Below are 21,615 nucleotides of genomic sequence, written 5' to 3'. Positions count from 1 at the left end.
TAATAGTCTTAATTTCGACGGTTTGGTCCCTTCCAGGATAAATCCGTTCGATACTAACTGATATACTCATTTCCGATTTTAAACCGACATATCAAGTATTAACTTGAACGGCCTATGAGAGAGGTATCTTAATGTCTGCCAATAATACCAAAGTAAAAAAAGCGGTAATCCCGGTAGCGGGTTTGGGTACGCGTATGCTCCCGGCTACCAAAGCGATTCCAAAAGAGATGTTACCGCTGGTTGATAAGCCGTTAATCCAGTATGTCGTTAACGAGTGTATCGCTGCTGGCATCAACGAAATTGTGCTGGTTACGCATTCATCAAAAAATGCCATCGAAAACCACTTTGATACCAGCTTCGAACTGGAATCAATGCTGGAAAAACGCGTTAAGCGTCAGCTGCTGGATGAAATCCAGTCTATCTGCCCGCCACATGTTACCATCATGCAGGTCCGTCAGGGCATCGCTAAAGGTCTGGGTCACGCTGTGATGTGTGCGCACCCGCTGATCGGTGATGAGCCATTTGCGGTCATCCTGCCAGACGTCATCATCGACGAATATGAATCCAACCCAACCAAAGATAACCTGGCAGAGATGCTGAGCCGTTATGAAGAGTCTGGCCGCAGCCAGATCATGGTTGAGCCGGTTGCCGATGTTACCGCGTACGGTGTTGTTGATTGCCAGGGCGCAGAACTGAACCCAGGCGACAGCGCACCTATGGTCGGTGTGGTTGAGAAGCCTAAAGCGTCAGAATCACCATCAAACCTGGCCGTTGTAGGTCGTTATGTGCTGTCTTCAGATATCTGGCCACTGCTGGCGAAAACGCCTCCAGGTGCAGGCGGCGAAGTTCAGCTGACTGACTCCATTGCTATGCTGATGGAAAAAGAGACTGTCGAAGCTTATCACCTGAAAGGCGTGAGCCATGACTGTGGTAACAAGCTGGGCTACATGCAGGCTTTCGTTGAGTACGGTGTTCGTCATCCGGTATTGGGCAAAGATTTCTCTGAATGGCTCGATGGCGCAGTTGGCAACAAAAAGTAATTCATAAACACAGGATAACTCGATGAAAGTCACTGTATTTGGTATCGGCTATGTCGGTCTGGTTCAGGCTGCGGTGTTAGCCGAAGTCGGACATGACGTTCTCTGCATTGATGTCGACGCTAATAAAGTCGAAAATCTGAAAAAAGGCATCATTCCTATTTTCGAACCAGGTTTAACGCCGCTGGTAATGTCCAATTACGAAGCGGGTCGTCTGAAGTTCAGCACTGATGCTGAGCTGGGCGTAAACCATGGTGTTATGCAGTTTATTGCAGTTGGTACACCACCGGACGAAGACGGCTCTGCCGATCTGAAATATGTGACCGCCGTAGCGCGCACCATTGCGCAGCATATGAACGATCACAAAGTGGTTATCGACAAATCAACCGTTCCGGTTGGCACAGCAGACAAAGTTCGTGCAGTAATGACGGAAGCGCTGAAAGCGCGTGACGCCAACATCACCTTCGATGTGGTTTCAAATCCGGAATTCCTGAAAGAGGGTGCAGCAGTTAATGACTGTATGCGTCCGGAGCGTATTGTTGTCGGTACTGACAACGACGACGTGGTCGAACTGTTACGCGAGCTCTATGAGCCGTTTAACCGTAACCACGATCGCATGATCATGATGGATATCCGCAGCGCAGAGCTGACCAAGTATGCCGCAAACTGCATGCTGGCAACCAAAATCAGCTTTATGAACGAGATGTCTAACCTGGCTGAACGTTTAGGCGCGGATATTGAGAAAGTACGCCAGGGTATCGGTTCTGATCCCCGCATTGGCTACCACTTTATCTATCCTGGCTGTGGCTACGGCGGCTCCTGCTTCCCGAAAGATGTGCAGGCGTTAATCCGTACCGCAGAGTCCATTGGCTATCAGCCACGTCTGTTGCAGGCGGTGGAAGATGTGAATGACAACCAGAAAAACAAGCTGCCTACCTTCATTAAGCGTCATTTTGGTGACGATCTGAAAGGTAAAACGTTTGCACTCTGGGGCCTGTCATTCAAGCCGAACACTGACGACATGCGTGAAGCCTCCAGCCGTGTGCTGATGGAAACGCTGTGGGAAGCAGGCGCATCTGTTCAGGCGTTTGACCCTGAAGCGATGGATGAAGCGCAGCGCATCTATGGTCACCGCAGCGATCTGAAGCTGATGGGTACCAAAGAAGCCGCACTGCAGGGCGCAGACGGTCTGGTCATCTGTACGGAGTGGCAAAACTTCCGTGCGCCTGACTTCGACGTTATCAAAAATGCACTGAAAGAAGCCGTGATTTTTGATGGTCGTAACCTGTATGATCCAGAGCGTATCAGCAAACGCGGTTTCGTTTATTATGCAATCGGCCGCGGAGCGTCTATTCAAACTGCATAATTAACGAGGGATTTATGAACTTTCTGGTCACCGGCGCCGCAGGCTTTATTGGTTTTCATGTCAGTCAGCGTCTGCTGGCCGCCGGTCACCAGGTTGTCGGTATCGACAACCTGAATGATTATTACGACGTAAATCTCAAGCATGCCCGTCTCGATTTAATTAAAGCTGATTCCGGTTTTACATTTATTGAGATGGATCTGGCGGACCGTGACGCAATTGCGTCACTGTTCGACCAGCACACATTCCAGCGCGTTATTCACCTTGGCGCTCAGGCTGGCGTCAGGTACTCCATTGAAAACCCCCATGCCTACGCAGACTCAAATCTGATCGGTCACCTCAATATTCTTGAAGGCTGCCGTCATCATAAAATTGAACATCTGCTCTACGCTTCATCAAGTTCAGTTTATGGCCTGAATCGCAAAATGCCGTTCTCAACCGAAGACAGCGTTGATCACCCGGTTTCTTTATATGCGGCGACCAAAAAAGCTAATGAGTTAATGTCGCACACTTACTCACATCTTTATCAGTTGCCGACGACCGGACTGCGCTTCTTTACCGTTTACGGTCCATGGGGCCGTCCCGATATGGCACTCTTTAAGTTCACCCGGGCAATGATTGCGGGTGAAGCGATAGATGTTTATAACCAGGGCCAGATGAAACGCGACTTTACCTATATTGACGATATTGCTGAAGCGATTGTCCGCCTGCAGGATGTTATTCCGCAACAGGATGATAACTGGACCGTTGAAACCGGTTCACCCGCAACCAGCTCTGCGCCTTATCGGGTTTACAATATTGGTAACAGTCAGCCGGTTACGTTGATGAACTATATCGAAGCGATTGAGAAAGCCCTGGGGATTACGGCGAAGAAGAATCTGATGCCAATGCAGCCCGGCGACGTACTGGAAACCAGTGCGGATACCGAAGCGCTGTATAAGGCTATTGGTTTTAAACCGCAGACCGGGGTCGAAGAGGGCGTTAAAAACTTCGTTGACTGGTATCGCGATTTCTACCGCGTCTGATTAACAGAAAAAGGAAGCTTCGGCTTCCTTTTTTATTGGTTATCAGGCTAACGCTTAAGCGGCGAAGCCGTATGCATTACAGTAAAAAATCGTCCAGTGATTTACCCTGTTCTTCAAGCGCCTTTTTAATCACGGCCGGAGTCCGTCCCTGACCTGTCCAGGTTCTGGATTCGCCTTTTTCATCGGTATAACCATATTTGGCCGGACGCACTGAGCGTTTACCTTTTGCCGCAGCGCGGGGAGCGGCGTTCAGCGTGTTAATCAGTTCATTCGGGTCGATTCCATCCGCCAGCAGCATTTCACGATACTGATTAAGCTTACGGGTGCGTTCTTCATTTTCTGCCTGAAAATGTGACTCTTCTTCGCGGCGTTCTTTTACCACCACGTCCAGTTTTTCCAGCATCTCTTCCAGTGTTTCGACGGAATACTCTCTGGCCTGGGCGCGCAGCGTACGGATATTATTAAGAACTTTTAGTGCTTCGCTCATTGTCCTGGTCTCTGAATAAGGGAAAAGTTGTGTTGCCCGCTAATAGTAGTGGTGACATTAAATAACTTCAATCTTAAAAAAATATTCAGAACGATAATTGCCAGAGTAATTAAAATAATCACCCTCAAAATTCCACGGTAATGGCAAATAAAAAATAGTTTCCGCGGGTCTGATATGCAATAAATTTAATGTATTTAGCCTGGTAACAAAAATGTCATTCCTTTTGTTGCGGGTAAAATAAGCAAAACTTATCCAGTGTGAAGTGTACATAACCGGCACCCTGTGAAGCACGAAGTGGAATAATCACTCAGCCGTTACGCTTTAATTACCGCTACAGCGCAACGTATTACCTGCACTTTGTGATAATATGCGCGCCATTCCGTTAAGTCCTGATGAAGATACGCTCCTATGGCTCAACTCTATTTTTATTACTCTGCTATGAATGCAGGGAAATCGACGGCACTGCTGCAATCCTCCTATAACTATCAGGAGCGCGGCATGCGTTCGCTGGTCTATACCGCTGAGATCGATAACCGGTTCGGTGCCGGGCAGGTGAGTTCCCGTATCGGACTCTCGTCGCCGGCCATGCTCTACAATGCTGAAACCGCACTCTACAGCGACATTGCCGCCGAACATGCTGCGCAGCCAATCCACTGCGTGCTGGTTGATGAGAGTCAGTTTCTGACCCGGGAGCAGGTTAAAGCGCTCTCTGATGTCGTAGACGATCTGGATATTCCGGTGCTCTGCTATGGCCTGAGAACCGATTTTCGTGGTGAGCTGTTTGTGGGCAGTCAGTATCTGCTGGCATGGGCAGATAAGCTGGTTGAACTGAAAACCATTTGTCACTGTGGCCGCAAGGCGAGCATGGTGCTGCGACTGGATAGCGAAGGTAAACCTTTCAGTGAAGGCGAGCAGGTGGTCATTGGCGGTAATGAACGCTATATCTCTGTCTGCCGTAAGCATTATAAACAGGCGATAGAGCAGGGATCGTTACAGGCGATTCACGGCGCACAGACTCCGCTGAATTAACCGCGTCATTCAGGCAATAAAAAACCCGCCGAGGCGGGTTTTTTTATCACATAGTCAGAAGCGGTCTATCAGACTTTTTTCACTTTCTTATCAACTTTCACGCCTTTTACCGGCTGCTCAGCTACGGCTTCGGCGACACTTGAGAACGGTTCGACAAATTCACGTCCGTAGTAGGTATCGAGCATAATCTGTTTCAGCTCAGCAATCAGCGGATAGCGTGGGTTCGCGCCAGTACACTGGTCATCGAACGCATCATCGGCCAGTTTGTCGACTTTCGCCAGGAAGTCCGCTTCCTGCACACCGGCTTCGCGGATTGAGGTCGGAATACCGAGTTCAGTTTTGATCTCGTCCAGCCATGCCAGTAGCTTCTCAATTTTCTGCGCGGTGCGGTCGCCCGGTGCGCTCAGACCTAAGTGGTCAGCAATCTCAGCGTAACGACGGCGCGCCTGTGGACGATCATACTGGCTGAACGCGGTCTGTTTGGTCGGGTTGTCATTCGCGTTGTAGCGGATAACGTTCGAGATTAACAGGGCATTCGCCAGACCGTGTGGGATATGGAACTCTGAACCCAGTTTGTGTGCCATTGAGTGACAGACCCCGAGGAAGGCGTTGGCAAACGCAATACCGGCGATAGTCGCGGCATTGTGAACGCGTTCACGCGCCACCGGGTTTTTAGCACCTTCGGCATAGCTGGCCGGCAGGTTCTCTTTCAGCAGTTTCAGTGCCTGCAGCGCCTGACCATCAGAGTATTCATTTGCCAGCACGGAAACATAGGCTTCCAGCGCGTGGGTTACCGCATCCAGACCACCGAAGGCGCAGAGTGAACGCGGCATATCCATCACCAGGTTGGCATCAACAATCGCCATATCCGGCGTCAATGCATAGTCAGCCAGAGGATATTTCTGACCGGTCGCATCATCGGTTACCACAGCGAACGGTGTGACTTCTGAACCGGTACCTGAGGTTGTCGTAATGGCAACCATGCGTGCTTTGACGCCCATTTTCGGGAACTTGTAGATACGTTTACGGATGTCCATGAAACGTAATGCCAGCTCTTCGAAGTGGGTTTCCGGATGTTCGTACATCACCCACATGATTTTCGCGGCATCCATTGGGGAACCGCCGCCCAGCGCAATGATGACGTCAGGTTTAAAGCTGTTCATCTGCTCTGCACCTTTGCGTACGATGCTCAGCGTTGGGTCAGCTTCAACTTCGAAGAATACTTCAGTCTCGATGCCGTGTGATTTCAGCACGCGGGTCACCTGGTCAGCATAACCGTTATTGAACAGGAAGCGGTCAGTGACGATAAAGGCACGTTTCGCGCCGTCCGTTGCCACCTCTTCCAACGCAATTGGCAGTGAACCCCGACGGAAGTAGATGGATTTAGGAAGTTTATGCCACAACATATTCTCAGCTCGCTTGGCGACAGTTTTGGTATTGATCAGGTGTTTTGGACCGACGTTCTCTGAAATAGAGTTACCGCCCCAGGAACCACAACCCAGCGTCAGAGACGGTGCCAGTTTAAAGTTGTAGAGGTCACCGATACCGCCCTGAGAGGCAGGGGTATTGATCAGAATACGCGCGGTTTTCATTTTGTCGCCGAAGTAGTGCACGCGCTCAGTCTGGTTATCCTGGTCGGTGTAAAGACAGGAGGTGTGACCGATACCGCCCATGGCGACCAGTTTCTCCGCTTTATCTACGGCATCCTGGAAATCTTTTGCCCGATACATCGCGAGGGTAGGTGAGAGTTTTTCGTGGGCGAATGGCTCAGACTCATCCACCAGTTTTACCTCACCAATCAGGATCTTAGTGCTCGGTGGCACGCTGAGACCCGCCATCTCTGCAATTTTGAAGGCAGGCTGACCCACGATGGCCGCATTCAGGCCGCCGTTTTTCAGGATGATATTCTGTACAGCGCTCAGTTCAGCACCCTGCAGCATGTAGCCGCCATGGCTGGCGAAACGTTCACGCACGGCGTCATAAACTGAATCAACCACAATGACAGATTGTTCAGAGGCGCAGATCACCCCGTTATCAAAGGTTTTCGACATCAGAATGGAGGCAACGGCACGTTTCACATCGGCAGTTTCATCGATCACTACCGGCGTGTTACCGGCACCGACACCAATCGCCGGTTTACCGGAGCTGTATGCCGCTTTCACCATGCCCGGACCGCCGGTGGCGAGAATCAGGTTGATGTCAGGGTGATGCATCAGCTGGTTTGACAGCTCAACAGACGGGGCATCGATCCAGCCGATAATGTCTTTAGGCGCACCGGCAGCAATGGCGGCCTGTAAGACGATATCGGCAGCTTTGTTTGTTGCGTCTTTGGCGCGTGGGTGGGGCGAAAAGATAATGCCGTTACGCGTTTTAAGACTGATTAACGCTTTGAAGATGGCGGTTGAGGTTGGGTTGGTGGTCGGGACGATACCGCAAATCAGGCCAATCGGCTCGGCGATGGTAATAGTACCGAACGTATCATCAGTGGCCAACACGCCACAGGTCTTTTCATCTTTATAGGCGTTGTAGATATACTCAGAAGCAAAGTGGTTTTTAATGACTTTGTCTTCGACGATGCCCATACCGGATTCGGCAACGGCCATCTTAGCTAGCGGGATTCGGGCGTCTGCGGCGGCAAGGGCGGCGGCACGGAAGATGGCGTCGACCTGTTGTTGAGAAAAGTTGGCATATTCACGCTGGGCTTTTTTTACACGTTCGACCAGTGCATTGAGTTCAGCGACATTGGTTACGGCCATGGTGTTCTCCTGAAGGAAGTTAAACTTTTTTAGTAAACAATCCTGCGTCCTGAGTATAGTCATGCTGAAATAACGTGACTGGCTGGCAGGTAACGCGTGGATTTTCAACTGTTTACTGAACGAGTCTTTTGCTGGCGTTAACGCGCTTTCTTACGCTGACGCTTATACTTCCGTTAAGAAAAGATTACCTGGTTTGGGGTAGGTCAATTTTGATGCAGATCAATTTAAGCGCAAGCTGACACCTTTCAGCACCCCTTTTTACTGCTTTTCTGTTAAGCCGGTCTGCTCCTGCGCTTAGCCCTTATGATAGTGGCTAAATCCAGCCACTTTTTAATCTCTGGCGGAAAGCGCTAAATGCTTTGCTGTTCATCAGGATAAATAGCCAGGCGCACATCTGGCGTCTCTGCACGTTTTCACATACATTAGGCGCGTTTTCCCCCTGTGGTACGGAGTAATGTTGTGAATCCAGCGCTGTTAGATCTATCAGGCTATATAAAATTTTTTGTCGGGCTCTTTGCGCTGGTCAATCCGGTAGGCATTATTCCGGTGTTCATCAGCATGACGCGTTATCAGGGGGTGGCGGAGCGTAACAAAACCAACCTTACGGCTAATCTGGCCGTTGCCATTATTCTCTGGACGTCACTTTTCCTCGGCGATGCGATTTTGCGTGTGTTTGGCATTTCGATTGACTCGTTCCGCATTGCGGGCGGCATTCTGGTTGTCACCATTGCGATGTCGATGATCAGCGGCAAGCTGGGCGAGGATAAGCAGAATAAACAGGAGAAGTCAGAAACCGCGATTCGTGAAAGCGTGGGTGTAGTACCTCTGGCATTACCACTGATGGCGGGACCAGGGGCCATCAGCTCGACCATCGTCTGGAGTACCCGCTACCACAGCTGGATAAATCTGCTGGGATTCACGCTGGCGATTGCCATTTTTGCGTTCTGCTGCTGGCTGTTGTTCCGGGCTGCGCCATTAATGGTGCGGATTCTTGGGCAAACCGGTATTAACGTCATTACCCGAATTATGGGTCTGTTACTGATGGCGCTGGGCATTGAATTTGTCGTAACCGGTTTGAAGTCGATTTTCCCCGGCTTACTGAACTAAATACTCACTTATTTCATGCAGCGAAGCGAAAGGGTGACCTGAAGTGGTGCAGTAAAGCGTTTTATTGCACCATAACAATGCAGTTATTCATCCTGCTTAATAAAAACAGACGATTATAAATTCCGTTACTGCGGGGTTGCTCACAGACTTTTTTTTGCAAAATAATGTCACTATTTTCACACGACAATCTGCTATCTGATTTCCACTTAACCCGATAAATCCCCATGCTTCAATACTCAGCCTGAATTTCATCACGTCCTTGCCGTTTTTATCAATACAAATACCAAAACAGACGCTTTTTGTGGCTCCATAACGCCCTGGAAGCAGGTTTCCAGCTAAATAGCCTATTTTTCATATCGATATAATATTTTCAGGACGAAAATTAACACTTTCGCTGCCTGACATCTCATGATAAAAGAGAATTAGTTAACATTTTAGCTATTTTGCTTTGGCGCCCCTTCGCGGCTTCTGATAATTTTTGGCCCAGCGTAATTTTTTTCTCCGAAAGTCCAAAGTGAGAACGCTTTTTGCTTAAGCCTATCGGGATACTTAATTAAAGGTTGGCGTTTCGCATGATTGGGATGAAAAACTTGCAACAACAGCGGTCAGCAATCGCACTCTTTTTGTTCACGGCTTTTTCTCCGGCTTACGCCGCCACGGTTCCGCCTGGAATGGTTCTGGCAACGCAACAGCAAATAGTGATCAATAACGGAAGCGAAGTCTCCTCACTGGATCCGCATAAAACCGAAGGCGTGCCGGAATCCAATGTTATTCATAACCTGCTGGATGGCCTGGTAAACACCGATAACTTTGGTCAGGTTGTGCCGGGCGTCGCCAAAAGCTGGGAAAATCCACAACCCACAGTCTGGATTTTTACTCTGCGGGACGATGCGAAGTGGAGCAATGGTGAACCGGTAACTGCCGCTGATTTCGTCTATAGCTGGCGTCGTCTGGTAGACCCGAAAACGGCGTCGCCTTACTCCAGCTATCCACAGGCCGCTCATTTTGCCAGTATCGATGCCATCCTTGCCGGTAAAGCATCACCCGACCAGCTGGGCGTGAAAGCGCTGGATGCCCATCGCCTGCAGATTACGCTGAGTGAACCGGTGCCTTATCTGGTGGCGATGTTAGCGCATACGGCGATGAAACCGGTTTATGCGCCAGCCATTAAGCAGTGGGGCGACGCCTGGACCCGTCCCGATCACTACATCGGTAACGGTGCCTATACGCTGAGCGACTGGGTGGTGAATGAAAAAATCGTCGTGAAGCGTAATCCCCATTACTGGGATAATGCGCATACGGTGATTGAGCAGGGGACCTTCCTGCCGATCGCCTCTGAAAACAGTGATATCAATCGCTACCGCAGCGGCGGAACGGACATTACCAATAGTGCGGTGCCGCCGGAGATGTTTGGCAAGCTGCGCAAAGAGCTGGGCGATGAAGTAAAGGTCAGCCCGCTGCTCTGCACCTTCTATTACGAAATTAACAACAAAAAAGCGCCGTTCACCGATGCACGGGTGCGTGCTGCGCTGAAAATGACGCTCGATCGCGAGGTGATTGCCAATAAGATTATGGCCCAGGGGCAGATTCCGGCCTACAGCCTGACGCCGCCTTTCACGGCGGGTATTAAGCTGAATCCACCCGCCTGGTTCACCTGGACGCAGGCGCAGCGTAATGAAGCCGCGAAGAAGCTGCTGGCCGAGGCCGGTTTTGATGCCGGCCATCCGCTGACCTTTACGTTGCTCTATAACACCTCTGATCAGAACAAACGCCAGGCAATTGCGGCCGCGTCGATGTGGCAGAAAAACCTGGGCGCGAAAGTGACGCTGCAGAATCAGGAGTGGAAAACCATGCTGGAGACCCGTCATCAGGCTCAGTATGACGTGGTCCGTGCCACCTGGTGTGCCGATTACAACGAGCCCTCCACCTTCCTGAACATGTTGATCAGTAACGCCTCGATCAACACCGCATTTTACAGCAGCGCGACCTTTGATCGTTTAATGGCGGAAACGCTGACGGCGGGCAGCGAGGCGCAGCGCGCCGGCCTGTATCAGCAGGCTGAAACACAACTCGACAAAGACTCACCAATTGTGCCAGTTTACTACCGCGTAAGTGTGCGCCTGGTAAAGCCCTGGGTTGGCGGCTTTACGGGCAAAGACCCGCAGGACATGACAGACCTGAAGTACTATTTCATCAAACAACACTGATCTGATCGCCGCTTCGGCGAGACAGTCGGGACACGCATCAGCGTACAGACCATTTTGGGGTCAATCTCCCTGGGAACAAGCCAGGGAGCCCGGAGACGGGGGACGCCGGGGCAGAGCATCGCCACGGTGACGATAATAAAACTGGAGTGTAATAATGAACAACATCACGAAAAAAAGCCTGATTGCAGCGGGCGTTTTCGCCGCAGTGAGTGCCCTGGCAGGTAATGCGGCTTTCGCAGCAACCGTGCCTGCGGGCGTTGAGCTGGCTGCAAAACAGGAGCTGGTTCGCGGCAATGGCGATGAAGTCCAGTCGCTCGATCCGCACAAAATTGAAGGCGTGCCGGAAGACAACGTGGCGCGCGACCTTTATGAAGGTCTGCTGGTCAATGACAGCAACGGTAAACCGATCCCGGGCGTAGCGGAAAGTTACGAAAACAAAGATTTCAAAGTGTGGACGTTCCACTTACGTAAAAATGCCAAATGGTCCAATGGCGAGCCGGTGACCGCGCAGGACTTCGTCTACAGCTGGGAGCGTCTGGTCGATCCTAAAACGGCGTCCCCGTACGCCAGCTATCCGCAGTATGGTCATATCCTGAACGTCGATGACATCATCGCCGGGAAAAAACCGATTACCGATCTGGGCGTAAAAGCCATTGATGACCACACGCTGGAAGTCACCCTGAGCGAGCCGGTTCCCTATTTTGATAAGCTGCTGATTAACTCCGTCATGTCACCGGTTTATAAACCGGCAATTGAGAAGTTTGGCGAGCAGTGGACCCAGCCACAGAACTGGGTCGGCAACGGTGCCTTTAAACTGGACGCGCACGTGATTAACGAGCGTATCACCCTGGTCCGTAACCCGAACTACTGGGATAACGCACACACCGTGCTGAACAAGGTCACCTACCTGCCAATCAGTTCTGAAGTCAGTGACGTTAACCGTTACTTCTCTGAGAACGGCAGCGACATGACCTACAACAATCTGCCGATTGAGCTGTTTAAAAAGCTGCAGCGTGACAATGGTAAAGAGCTGCACGTCGATCCTTACCTCTGCACCTACTACTACGAAATAAACAACCAGAAAGCGCCATTCACCGATCCCCGCGTGCGCGCGGCCCTGAAGCTGGGTCTGGATCGTGACATCATGGTGAATAAAGTGCTGGCGCAGGGCCAGAAACCGGCTTACAGCTACACGCCGCCATCCACTGACGGCATGGACATTCTGCCGCCAGACTGGTTCACATGGTCGCAGGACAAACGTAACGCCGAAGCGAAAAAACTGCTGGCTGAAGCGGGCTACACCGCCGACAAACCGCTGACCTTTAACCTGCTGTATAACACCTCCGATCTGCACAAGAAGCTGGCGATTGCCGCCTCGTCGATCTGGAAGAAAAATATCGGCGTGAACATCAAGCTGGAAAACCAGGAGTGGAAAACCTTCCTGGATACCCGCCATCAGGGTAACTACGATGTTTCACGTGCGGCATGGTGTGCGGATTACAACGAGCCGACCTCCTTCCTGAACACCATGGTGTCCAACAGCAGCAGTAACACATCGCACTACAAGAGCGATGAGTTTGACAAAGTAGTGCGTGATGCGATCAAAGCGCCGGATGCCAAAGCCCGCGCAGCGGACTATCAGAAGGCTGAACAGATCCTGGATAAAGACAGCACCATCGTACCGGTTTACTACTACGTGAATACGCGTCTGGTGAAACCTTATGTCGGCGGTTACACCGGTAAAGATCCCCTGGATAAAACGCTGTCTAAAGACTTCTACATCATTAAACACTAATAGCTTTCAGGCTATCAGCAGTGGCGGCGCGTCTGGCGCCGCCTTTTTTAATTTTTTATATGTTGTGAAGCAACAGCCTGGTAGGTACGGCAATGTTAAAATTCATCCTGCGTCGCTTGCTTGAAGCGCTACCGACGCTGTTCGTCCTGATTACCATCTCCTTCTTTATGATGCGCCTGGCCCCCGGTAGTCCCTTTACCGGCGAGCGTACGCTGGCACCCGAAGTCATGGCCAACATTGAGGCGAAGTATCACCTCAACGATCCCATTGGTAAGCAGTATGTCGATTACCTTGTGCAGCTGGCGCACGGCGATTTCGGCCCGTCGTTTAAATACAAAGACTATTCGGTCAACTATCTGGTCGCACATGCGTTCCCGGTTTCTGCCAAACTCGGCCTGGCCGCGTTCCTGCTGGCGATAGTGCTGGGCGTAACCGCTGGCGTCATCGCCGCGCTCAAACAAAATACGTTGTGGGACTTCGCGGTGATGGGGGTGGCAATGACCGGCGTGGTCATACCCAGTTTCGTGGTCGCGCCGCTGCTGGTCCTGCTGTTCGCCATCAGCCTGAAATGGCTGCCGGGCGGCGGCTGGAATGGCGGGCAGTGGAACTACATGCTGCTGCCGATGGTGGCGCTGTCGCTGGCGTATATCGCCAGTATCGCGCGTATTACCCGCGGGTCGATGATTGAAGTGATGCACTCCAATTTTATCCGTACCGCGCGTGCCAAAGGCCTGCCGCTGCGCCGCATTGTGCTGCGTCATGCGCTGAAGCCCGCATTGCTGCCGGTGATCTCCTACATGGGCCCGGCGTTTGTCGGCATCATCACCGGTTCGATGGTGATTGAGTCGATCTACGGTCTGCCGGGCATCGGTCAGCTGTTTGTGAACGGTGCGCTGAACCGTGACTACTCACTGGTGATGAGCCTGACCATTCTGGTCGGTTTGCTGACCATTGTCTTCAACGCGATTGTTGACGTGCTCTATGCCGTTATCGATCCAAAAATTCGTTACTGATTGCGGAGTTCGCCATGATGTTAAGTAAGAAAAATAGCGAAGCTCTCGATGCGTTCAGTGAGAAGCTGGAAGTAGAAGGGCGTAGCCTCTGGCAGGACGCGCGTCGTCGTTTTATTCATAACCGTGCTGCCTCAATCAGCCTGCTGGTGCTGTTACTGATTACCCTGTTCGTGATTTTTGCGCCGATGCTGGCGCAGTTCACCTACGACGATACCGACTGGGCCATGATGTCCTCGCCGCCGGATACCACTTCAGGCCACTGGTTCGGCACTGATTCATCGGGTCGTGACCTGCTGGTGCGCGTGGCGATTGGTGGTCGCATCTCGCTGATGGTGGGTGTGGCCTCTGCGCTGATCGCGGTGATCGTGGGTACGCTTTACGGTTCGATTGCTGGCTATCTCGGCGGCAAAACGGACTCGGTGATGATGCGTATTCTGGAAATCCTCAACTCCTTCCCGTTTATGTTCTTCGTGATCCTGCTGGTGACCTTCTTTGGTCGCAACATCCTGCTGATTTTTGCCGCTATCGGCATGGTTTCGTGGCTGGATATGGCGCGTATTGTGCGCGGCCAGACGCTGAGCCTGAAGCGTAAAGAGTTTATCGAAGCGGCCCATGTCGGCGGGGTATCAACCTGGAAAATCGTGGTGCGCCATATCGTGCCGAACGTGCTGGGCGTGGTGGTGGTTTACGCCTCGCTGCTGGTGCCAAGCATGATCCTGTTTGAATCCTTCCTGAGCTTCCTGGGTCTGGGTACGCAGGAACCTTTAAGCAGCTGGGGCGCACTGCTCAGCGACGGCGCCAACTCGATGGAGGTGTCGCCGTGGCTGCTGCTCTGGCCGGCGGGCTTCCTGGTGGTGACGCTGTTCTGTTTCAACTTTATCGGCGATGGCCTGCGTGATGCCCTCGACCCGAAAGATCGTTAAGGAGTTTCCCGATGACTATTCATGAATTTCAGCCAGCGATGGCGGCCCGCGCGGGAAGCGAACAGCTACTTACGGTCAAAGATTTACGCGTGACCTTTGGCACGCACGATGGGGATGTGACCGCTGTTAATGACCTGAACTTCTCGCTGCGCGCGGGTGAGACGCTGGGCATTGTTGGTGAGTCGGGTTCCGGCAAATCACAGACGGCCTTTGCCCTGATGGGGTTGCTGGCAAAAAATGGCCGCATTGGCGGCTCGGCGATGTTCAACGGCAAAGAGATCCTGAACCTGCCTGAGAACCAGCTCAATAAACTGCGCGCCGAACAGATTGCAATGATCTTCCAGGACCCGATGACGTCGCTGAACCCCTATATGCGGGTGGGCGAGCAGTTGATGGAAGTGCTTAAGCTGCACAAAGGAATGAACAGCGCACAGGCGTTTGAAGAGTCAGTGAGAATGCTGGACGCGGTGAAAATGCCGGAAGCGCGCAAACGCATGAAGATGTACCCGCATGAGTTCTCTGGCGGGATGCGTCAGCGCGTGATGATCGCGATGGCGCTGCTGTGCCGGCCAAAACTGCTGATCGCTGACGAGCCCACTACAGCGCTGGATGTGACGGTGCAGGCGCAGATCATGACGTTGCTCAACGATCTGAAGCGTGAATTCAACACCGCCATTATCATGATCACCCACGATCTCGGCGTGGTAGCCGGGATCTGCGACAAGGTGCTGGTGATGTATGCCGGACGTACCATGGAGTATGGCCGCGCCCGCGATGTCTTTTATCAGCCTGCGCACCCTTACTCAATCGGTCTGCTGAATGCAGTGCCGCGCCTGGATGCGGAGGGCGAGAGCCTGACCACCATTCCGGGTAATCCACCCAATCTGCTGCGTCTGCCGCAGGGTTGCCCGTTCCAGCCGCGTTGTTCGCACGCCATGGATATCTGCACCCAGGCTCCGCCGCTGGAGCCGTTTGGCGATGGCCGTCTGCGTGCCTGCTTTAAGCCGGTGGAGGAGTTAGTATGAGCACCGTAGCTGAAAAAAGAGTGTTACTGGAAATCGCCGACCTCAAAGTCCATTTCGACATCAAAGATGGCAGGCAATGGTTCTGGCAGCCGTCAAAAACCCTGAAGGCGGTGGATGGCGTCAGCCTGCGCCTTTATGAGGGAGAAACGCTGGGCGTGGTAGGCGAGTCTGGCTGCGGTAAATCGACCCTGGCGCGCGCCATCATCGGGCTGGTTAAAGCGACAGAAGGTCGGGTGGCCTGGTTAGGCCGCGATCTGCTCGGCCAGAGTGAAGAGGAGTGGCGCAAAGCGCGCAGCGATATCCAGATGATATTCCAGGACCCGCTGGCGTCGCTGAACCCGCGTATGACCATCGGCGATATCATCGCCGAGCCACTGCGCACCTACCATCCGAAAATGGCGCGGCAGGAAGTGAAAGACCGCGTCAAAAATATGATGATGAAAGTGGGGCTGCTGCCTAACCTGATTAACCGCTACCCGCATGAGTTTTCGGGCGGTCAGTGTCAGCGTATCGGTATCGCCCGTGCGCTGATTCTGGAGCCGAAGTTGATCATCTGCGATGAACCGGTTTCGGCGCTGGATGTTTCGATTCAGGCGCAGGTGGTGAATCTGCTGCAGCAGTTACAGCGTGAGATGGGGCTGTCGCTCATCTTCATTGCCCACGATCTGGCTGTGGTGAAGCATATCTCTGACCGGGTGCTGGTGATGTATCTGGGGCATGCGGTGGAGCTGGGTACCTACAGCGAGGTCTACAGCAATCCGCAGCATCCTTACACCCGTGCGCTGATGTCTGCCGTGCCAATCCCCGATCCCGATCTGGAAAAGAATAAGCAGATTCAGCTGCTGGAAGGGGAGTTGCCGTCGCCGATTAATCCGCCGTCAGGCTGCGTGTTCCGCACTCGTTGTCCGATCGCCGGTCCGGAGTGTGCGAAAACCCGGCCGCTGCTGGAAGGCAGTTTCCACCATGCGGTCTCCTGTCTGAAGGTCGATCCGCTATAAAGCAAAACGCCGGGCAATTGCCCGGCGTTTTGTTATCTGATGCTTACTCGCGCCACAGGATATGACAGAGCTTGTGATCTTTCTCGCGGCACAGCAGCACGCGGGCAAAGACATCAGTGATCGGCTCACCATCCGCTTCACCCAGCCCGATGACCACCTCGGCAAAAAAGTCCGGGTTCAGATCGAAATCGACATGATCTTTCCAGTCTTCAGTGGGATCAAACAGTTCTGCGCCACCGCGCTCTTCGAACTGCAGATTGAAGAGAATGACGTCTGCCGGGTCGAGATTGTCGACGGCCAGTTCAAGAAAAATATCGTAGGCCTGTTCCAGCGTTTCATCTTCGGTAAGGCGATTATTCAAATCCATAGTCTGTCCTGTCGGCCTGCGGCCATTTACACAATCTGGCTCGTTTTACAGTAAAGGGCTGAAGAAGTAAAACAGTCGTTCGACGATGCGCTGCCACCACGCACGTTTTGCCCAGCGCTTGCCATCCAGCAGGCGTGAGCGGGCGATATAGTCATCCTGCACACAGGCGAGATCGCTGCCAAATCCGGCATCATCCACCACCAGCGTTACTTCAAAATTCAGCCATAAACTGCGCATATCGAGATTGACGGTTCCCACCAGACTCAGCTGTCCGTCGACCAGCACGCTTTTAGTGTGCAACAGCCCATCTTCAAACTGATAGATCTTCACGCCCGCTTCCAGCAGTTCGCTGAAGAAGGAGCGGCTGGCCCAGCCGACCAGCAGCGAGTCATTGTGACGCGGCACAATCACGCTGACACTGACGCCACGCTGTGCGGCCGTGCAGATAGCATGCAGCAGATCGTCGCTCGGCACTAAGTAGGGTGTGGTCATAATCAGCTGTTCACGCGCGGAATAAACCGCGGTCAGCAGCGCCTGATGGATCATATCCTCCGGGAAGCCAGGACCGGAGGCGATCACCTGCACGGTGTGGCCGCTCTCCTGCTCAAACGGCATGATGTTGCGATCGGGCGGTGGTGGCAGAATACGTTTGCCGGTCTCAATCTCCCAGTCACAGCTGAACACAATGCCCATCGCGGTCGCGACCGGACCTTCCATACGCGCCATCAGGTCAATCCACTGGCCCACACCCGCGCTCTGTTTAAAGAAGCGCGGATCCACCAGGTTCATGCTGCCGGTATAGGCGATGTAATTATCAATCAGAACGATTTTGCGATGCTGACGCAAATCCATTCGACGCAGGAACACGCGCAGCAGGCTGACCTGCAAGGCTTCCACGACGTCGATACCGGCGTTGCGCATCATGCCGACCCATGGGCTGCGGAAAAAGTTGACGCTGCCTGCGGAGTCGAGCAGCAGTCGGCAATGAACGCCACGGCGTGATGCGGCCATCAGCGATTCTGCAACCTCATCCGCCAGTCCGCCGGGATGCCAGATGTAAAACACCATCTCAATGTTATGACGGGCCAGCTGGATATCACGAATCAGCGCCTGCATGACGTCGTCCGCGCTGGTGAGCAGCTGGAGCTGGTTGCCCTTGACCCCGGCAATGCCCTGACGATGGTAGCAAAGCTCAAACAGTGAACGGGCCACGTCGCTGTGCTCGGTGGCAAAAATTTCACGGCACTGTTTCAGGTCGTTGAGCCAGCGGGCGGTCGACGGCCACATGGTGCGGGCGCGCTCCGCGCGACGTTTGCCCAGATGCAGTTCGCCAAACGAGAGATAAGCGATAATACCCACCAGCGGCAGAATATAGATTACCAGCAGCCATGCCATCGCCGAGGTTACGGCCCGGCGCTTCATTAACACGCGCAGCGTAACCCCGGCGATCAGCAGCCAGTAACCAAATACCAGCAACCAGCTGATCAGGGTATAAAAAGTGGTCATAAAGTGGACATCCCGTTCGCGCTTTCGTCTGGCAAGTTTACGTGCAGATCACCGCTAGCGAAACCCTTTATCCCGGACAGTCTCGATGAGAGATCTGATTTGGCATTACGGCGGAGATCTCTATAATGCCCTCGCACAGGTCTTGCACGTATGAAGTCAGAGAGGAAGTGATGAAAAGAAGCAGAAATGAAGTGGCGCGCTGGAGAATGTTACGTCAGGTGCATCGCCGCCGCTCCCGCTGGCTGGAAGGACAGTCGCGGCGTTACAAGCGTATCCATTGCATTCGCCATCAGCTGGCCCAGCAGCAACGACGCTCGATCCTGTTTATTACACAGTTAGTCTAGGTTATGTCGGGAGCAGCCCTGTTCAGGCTTCAAAAAATCCCAATTCTGCCATGACGCGTCGCGCCATTGAATGCTCCTGACGCGACGCACCCCGGTCGGTGACTTCGCGCATCAGGCACTCCATCGTGCTGCCCAGCGCCGTCGGCCTGCGATATCCCGTCCGATCGTACCATTCGTAAGACCATTTTCCCGATTTACGCTGGTAATAGATGGTCAGCCACGCAGAGCAGTTTGCAGGGTAACCACTCATGACTTCGATTTTCGGATCAACAATCGCCACAATTCGTGATAACAGTGGGTCGAGCAGAGTAAGTGCCTGGCCGGGATACGTTTTATTCATAATTTGCCCGCGATTCCGCTGTGCTTCCATTCAGAGGTTTAACTCACAAAAGCTAAATGTAGACAGCTCTGCCAGATAATTCCTCCCGACTGATAAAAAAATCACACAGAGATCATATTTAATGCAAAACAGGCCATATCAGGGTGTAATTTATGGGGTGTACAGCCGCTGACGTTAAACCTGTACAACTTTACATTTTATTAATTCATTGTTATATAAGTTTTTTATTATTAAGCTGCAAGGCAGGGCGATATTTTTCGTTAAATACCTGTACAAGTTAGGCGTTGTTGTATAACTTTACCGCATCGGTTAGTAACTTTTAATGAATCCTATGAGGGTCAACCATGCAGACTAACGTTCGTATTCCCGCTTCAGTATCTGATATCTCTGCCTATTTACACAGTGCTGCGCAGCCTTCCCAGCAGGCCATTCTGGGTTCTGTGGTGGCGGAAATTATCGCCTCTGGCCGTAGCCTGAATCGTAAAGCGATTTGCTCAAAACTCATCAGCCGTTTACAGCATGTCACCAGCCCGGAAGAAGAGCAGCACTATCATGCGCTGATCGGTCTGATTCTGGACAGGGGTTAATTCAACGCAACTATGCCAGTGAGTGACGGGAAATCAAAGCGGGTTAACTGAGCAGGCAGGCCCGCTTAGCCATGAATAAGCGCTTAACGGTTATACAGCGATCGTCGCGTTCAGCCGTATGGGCAGAGGCGTAATGCAGTGCGAAAGCCCTGTTGCGCATAGGGTATTTACGTTAATAAGCTGTATTAATAATTAACCCGAAAGACGTTGTGACGTCATCATCAGCGTGACATTCACTAACTGCAATGCTGCCGCCAGCACGATCAGCATCACAATCCACTGCTTTTTATTACGCCAGCCCTTTGTTCGCCAGAGGTATAGCGCACCGCCAATCAGTAAAGCGATAATTGCCAGTAGCCCCAGAATGATTATCTGCATCTTTCCTCTCTGAATATTCAAAACAAAAATGGCTTCTGTGCCAGGCACAGAAGCCATTCTGACTGCAGATACGTTATCAGAAGACGCGTTTAAACGGTTTAACCGAGACCTGTTTGTAGACGCCCGCCGCAAAGTAAGGATCATCCTGGGCCCAGGACTGCGCGGCTTCTAATGATGGGAACTCAGCAATAACGGTTGAGCCGGTAAAGCCCGCCACGCCAGGATCGTTGCTATCCACAGCAGGCATCGGGCCTGCGATGATCAGGCGTCCCTCTTCCTGCAGCAGTTTGAGTCGCGCCAGGTGGGCAGGGCGCACGGCGTTACGTTTTTCCAGTGACTCTGCAGTATCTTCTGCATAAATGACGTAAAGCACTAAGGAACTCCTGGTTATCAGAATTTTGCAACACGTTAAGGGATTGACGATTAGAGTGCAAACGAAACCTGTGGGCGGCTAATGGCTCAGCATAAAGGGCTAAAAAGCGCTTTTCTTCAGGCCGGATGGCGGGAGTTATTGAAACTGATTGCTATTTGCATTTAAAATCGCTGTTCTATTCAATCACTGCGACTGTTATGACCACGCTGACTATGCCATTACCTAAACGCACCCCTGTCTCTATGTTGTTGTCTGTTGCGCTACATGGCGTCGTGATTGCCGGAATTCTTTATGCTTCATTCCAGCAGGTGATTGAGGTACCCAAAGCATCCCAGCCCATCAGCGTTACCATGGTCGCGCCCGAAGTTCAGCCCGAGCCTGCACCGGCTATCGCAGAGCCGCCTGCGCCACAACCTGAACCGCAGCCGGAACCAGAGCCGGAACCGCAGCCCGTGCCGGAACCGCCAAAAGCGGAGCCGGTACCTATTCCGAAACCTGAGCCTAAACCTAAACCAAAGCCGGAGCACAAACGGCAGCAGCCAAAACGCGAGGTGAAGCCGCGTCAGGAGAGTAAGCCTCAGGCCGATCCGTTTAAGCAGGAAGCACCGGCGACGCAAAGCAAACCGGCGACGGCACCAAAAGCGACGCCGGCTCCTACCGCGTCGGCATCAAACGGCCCTAAGGCACTGAGCGTGAGTAAGCCTGGTTATCCTCAACGTGCTTTTGCATTGCGGGTAGAAGGGCGTGTCAGGGTGAAGTTTGATGTGGACAGCGACGGACGGGTGGATAACATCCAGATTCTCTCTGCTGAACCGCGCAATATGTTTGAGCGGGATGTTAAGCAGGCGATGAAAAAATGGCGCTATCAGAGCGGACAGCCAGGACAGGGTCTTACCATGAATATTGTGTTTAAAATTAATGGTGGTGCCAGCATTGAATAAGGCGTCGGGTCAGG

The 21,615-nt window shown here is 52.5% G+C and carries 21 protein-coding genes; 14 read left to right on the top strand and 7 right to left on the bottom strand.

The features are described from left to right. Positions 1–131 precede the first annotated feature (131 nt). The 3 genes from galU to FA92_RS09180 are packed head-to-tail and all read left to right on the top strand — an operon-like array spanning position 132 to position 3,425. Positions 132–1,040 (top strand): UTP--glucose-1-phosphate uridylyltransferase GalU, encoded by a 909-nt coding sequence (galU, locus tag FA92_RS09190; protein ID WP_013358052.1) that lies wholly within the window; start codon positions 132–134, stop codon positions 1,038–1,040. 22 nt (positions 1,041–1,062) lie between these two features. Next, positions 1,063–2,403, top strand: coding sequence for a UDP-glucose/GDP-mannose dehydrogenase family protein (locus FA92_RS09185; protein WP_013358051.1), 1,341 nt, complete (start codon positions 1,063–1,065; stop codon positions 2,401–2,403). Positions 2,404–2,417: 14 nt separating this feature from the next. Next, a complete protein-coding gene (locus FA92_RS09180) occupies positions 2,418–3,425 on the top strand; it encodes an NAD-dependent epimerase (RefSeq protein ID WP_013358050.1) in 1,008 nt (335 codons plus the stop codon). 76 nt (positions 3,426–3,501) lie between these two features. Here the strand turns inward: FA92_RS09180 and hns are convergent, their stop codons facing one another. Beyond that, the gene (gene hns / locus FA92_RS09175) at positions 3,502–3,912 is read right to left on the bottom strand and encodes a histone-like nucleoid-structuring protein H-NS (RefSeq protein ID WP_013358049.1); all 411 of its coding nucleotides are present in this window, start codon (positions 3,910–3,912) and stop codon (positions 3,502–3,504) included. Positions 3,913–4,320: 408 nt separating this feature from the next. Here hns and tdk point away from each other — a divergent pair, with 408 nt between their 5' ends. Next, a complete protein-coding gene (gene tdk, locus FA92_RS09170; protein ID WP_033783265.1) occupies positions 4,321–4,941 on the top strand; it encodes a thymidine kinase in 621 nt (206 codons plus the stop codon). A gap of 68 nt (positions 4,942–5,009) precedes the next feature. On the opposite strand, the gene adhE is transcribed toward tdk, so the two are convergent. Next, on the bottom strand, positions 5,010–7,697 hold the full coding sequence (adhE, locus tag FA92_RS09165) for a bifunctional acetaldehyde-CoA/alcohol dehydrogenase (protein ID WP_013358047.1): 2,688 nt from the start codon (positions 7,695–7,697) through the stop codon (positions 5,010–5,012). Between the two features lie 459 nt (positions 7,698–8,156). Between adhE and FA92_RS09160 the strand changes: the two genes are divergently transcribed. The 7 genes from FA92_RS09160 (at position 8,157) to oppF (ending at position 16,765) form a co-directional block, all read left to right on the top strand. Beyond that, positions 8,157–8,804: a YchE family NAAT transporter gene (locus FA92_RS09160; RefSeq protein ID WP_033783264.1), complete on the top strand. Its 648-nt coding sequence runs from the start codon at positions 8,157–8,159 to the stop codon at positions 8,802–8,804. A 581-nt stretch (positions 8,805–9,385) separates the two neighbouring features. Then, the gene (locus tag FA92_RS09155; RefSeq protein ID WP_033784595.1) at positions 9,386–11,011 is read left to right on the top strand and encodes an ABC transporter substrate-binding protein; all 1,626 of its coding nucleotides are present in this window, start codon (positions 9,386–9,388) and stop codon (positions 11,009–11,011) included. Between the two features lie 154 nt (positions 11,012–11,165). Continuing rightward, complete coding sequence (gene oppA, locus FA92_RS09150) at positions 11,166–12,806, top strand: oligopeptide ABC transporter substrate-binding protein OppA (RefSeq protein WP_013358043.1); 1,641 nt, start codon at positions 11,166–11,168, stop codon at positions 12,804–12,806. 92 nt (positions 12,807–12,898) lie between these two features. After that, entirely contained in the window at positions 12,899–13,819 is a 921-nt protein-coding gene (gene oppB / locus FA92_RS09145; RefSeq protein WP_013358042.1) for an oligopeptide ABC transporter permease OppB, read from the top strand. A gap of 14 nt (positions 13,820–13,833) precedes the next feature. Then, on the top strand, positions 13,834–14,742 hold the full coding sequence (gene oppC, locus FA92_RS09140; protein ID WP_013358041.1) for an oligopeptide ABC transporter permease OppC: 909 nt from the start codon (positions 13,834–13,836) through the stop codon (positions 14,740–14,742). 11 nt (positions 14,743–14,753) lie between these two features. Beyond that, complete coding sequence (locus tag FA92_RS09135) at positions 14,754–15,767, top strand: ABC transporter ATP-binding protein (RefSeq protein ID WP_013358040.1); 1,014 nt, start codon at positions 14,754–14,756, stop codon at positions 15,765–15,767. Next, entirely contained in the window at positions 15,764–16,765 is a 1,002-nt protein-coding gene (oppF, locus tag FA92_RS09130; protein WP_013358039.1) for a murein tripeptide/oligopeptide ABC transporter ATP binding protein OppF, read from the top strand. Before FA92_RS09135 ends, oppF begins: the two co-directional genes overlap by 4 nt. 43 nt (positions 16,766–16,808) lie before the next feature. Here the strand turns inward: oppF and FA92_RS09125 are convergent, their stop codons facing one another. Together FA92_RS09125 and cls are read right to left on the bottom strand one after the other, a co-directional pair. Next, positions 16,809–17,132, bottom strand: coding sequence for an HI1450 family dsDNA-mimic protein (locus FA92_RS09125; protein ID WP_033783263.1), 324 nt, complete (start codon positions 17,130–17,132; stop codon positions 16,809–16,811). Positions 17,133–17,177: 45 nt separating this feature from the next. Continuing rightward, positions 17,178–18,638: a cardiolipin synthase gene (cls, locus tag FA92_RS09120; RefSeq protein WP_013358038.1), complete on the bottom strand. Its 1,461-nt coding sequence runs from the start codon at positions 18,636–18,638 to the stop codon at positions 17,178–17,180. 170 nt (positions 18,639–18,808) lie between these two features. On the opposite strand from cls, the gene FA92_RS23280 reads away from it, so the two are divergent. Further along, a complete protein-coding gene (locus tag FA92_RS23280; RefSeq protein WP_095707117.1) occupies positions 18,809–18,982 on the top strand; it encodes a YciY family protein in 174 nt (57 codons plus the stop codon). A gap of 22 nt (positions 18,983–19,004) precedes the next feature. Here FA92_RS23280 and FA92_RS09115 read toward each other — a convergent pair whose 3' ends face one another. After that, entirely contained in the window at positions 19,005–19,322 is a 318-nt protein-coding gene (locus FA92_RS09115) for a hypothetical protein (protein ID WP_033783262.1), read from the bottom strand. Positions 19,323–19,666: 344 nt separating this feature from the next. Between FA92_RS09115 and ycgZ the strand changes: the two genes are divergently transcribed. Further along, on the top strand, positions 19,667–19,909 hold the full coding sequence (ycgZ, locus tag FA92_RS09110) for a regulatory protein YcgZ (protein WP_033783261.1): 243 nt from the start codon (positions 19,667–19,669) through the stop codon (positions 19,907–19,909). 192 nt (positions 19,910–20,101) lie between these two features. Here the strand turns inward: ycgZ and FA92_RS09105 are convergent, their stop codons facing one another. Then, the gene (locus FA92_RS09105) at positions 20,102–20,287 is read right to left on the bottom strand and encodes a hypothetical protein (protein WP_033783260.1); all 186 of its coding nucleotides are present in this window, start codon (positions 20,285–20,287) and stop codon (positions 20,102–20,104) included. 76 nt (positions 20,288–20,363) lie between these two features. Continuing rightward, complete coding sequence (locus tag FA92_RS09100; RefSeq protein WP_003853909.1) at positions 20,364–20,660, bottom strand: YciI family protein; 297 nt, start codon at positions 20,658–20,660, stop codon at positions 20,364–20,366. 197 nt (positions 20,661–20,857) lie between these two features. Between FA92_RS09100 and tonB the strand changes: the two genes are divergently transcribed. Beyond that, positions 20,858–21,601 carry a TonB system transport protein TonB gene (gene tonB / locus FA92_RS09095; protein ID WP_033784593.1) on the top strand — a complete coding sequence of 248 codons (744 nt, stop codon included), beginning with the start codon at positions 20,858–20,860 and terminating at the stop codon, positions 21,599–21,601. Positions 21,602–21,615: the final 14 nt, after the last annotated feature.

This window comes from Pantoea sp. 9140 (genome assembly GCF_000745295.1).
Taxonomy (GTDB): Bacteria; Pseudomonadota; Gammaproteobacteria; order Enterobacterales; family Enterobacteriaceae; genus Pantoea; species Pantoea vagans.
The sequence above is the reverse complement of the archived record's forward strand: the minus strand, read 5'-3'. Positions and strand labels throughout refer to the sequence as shown.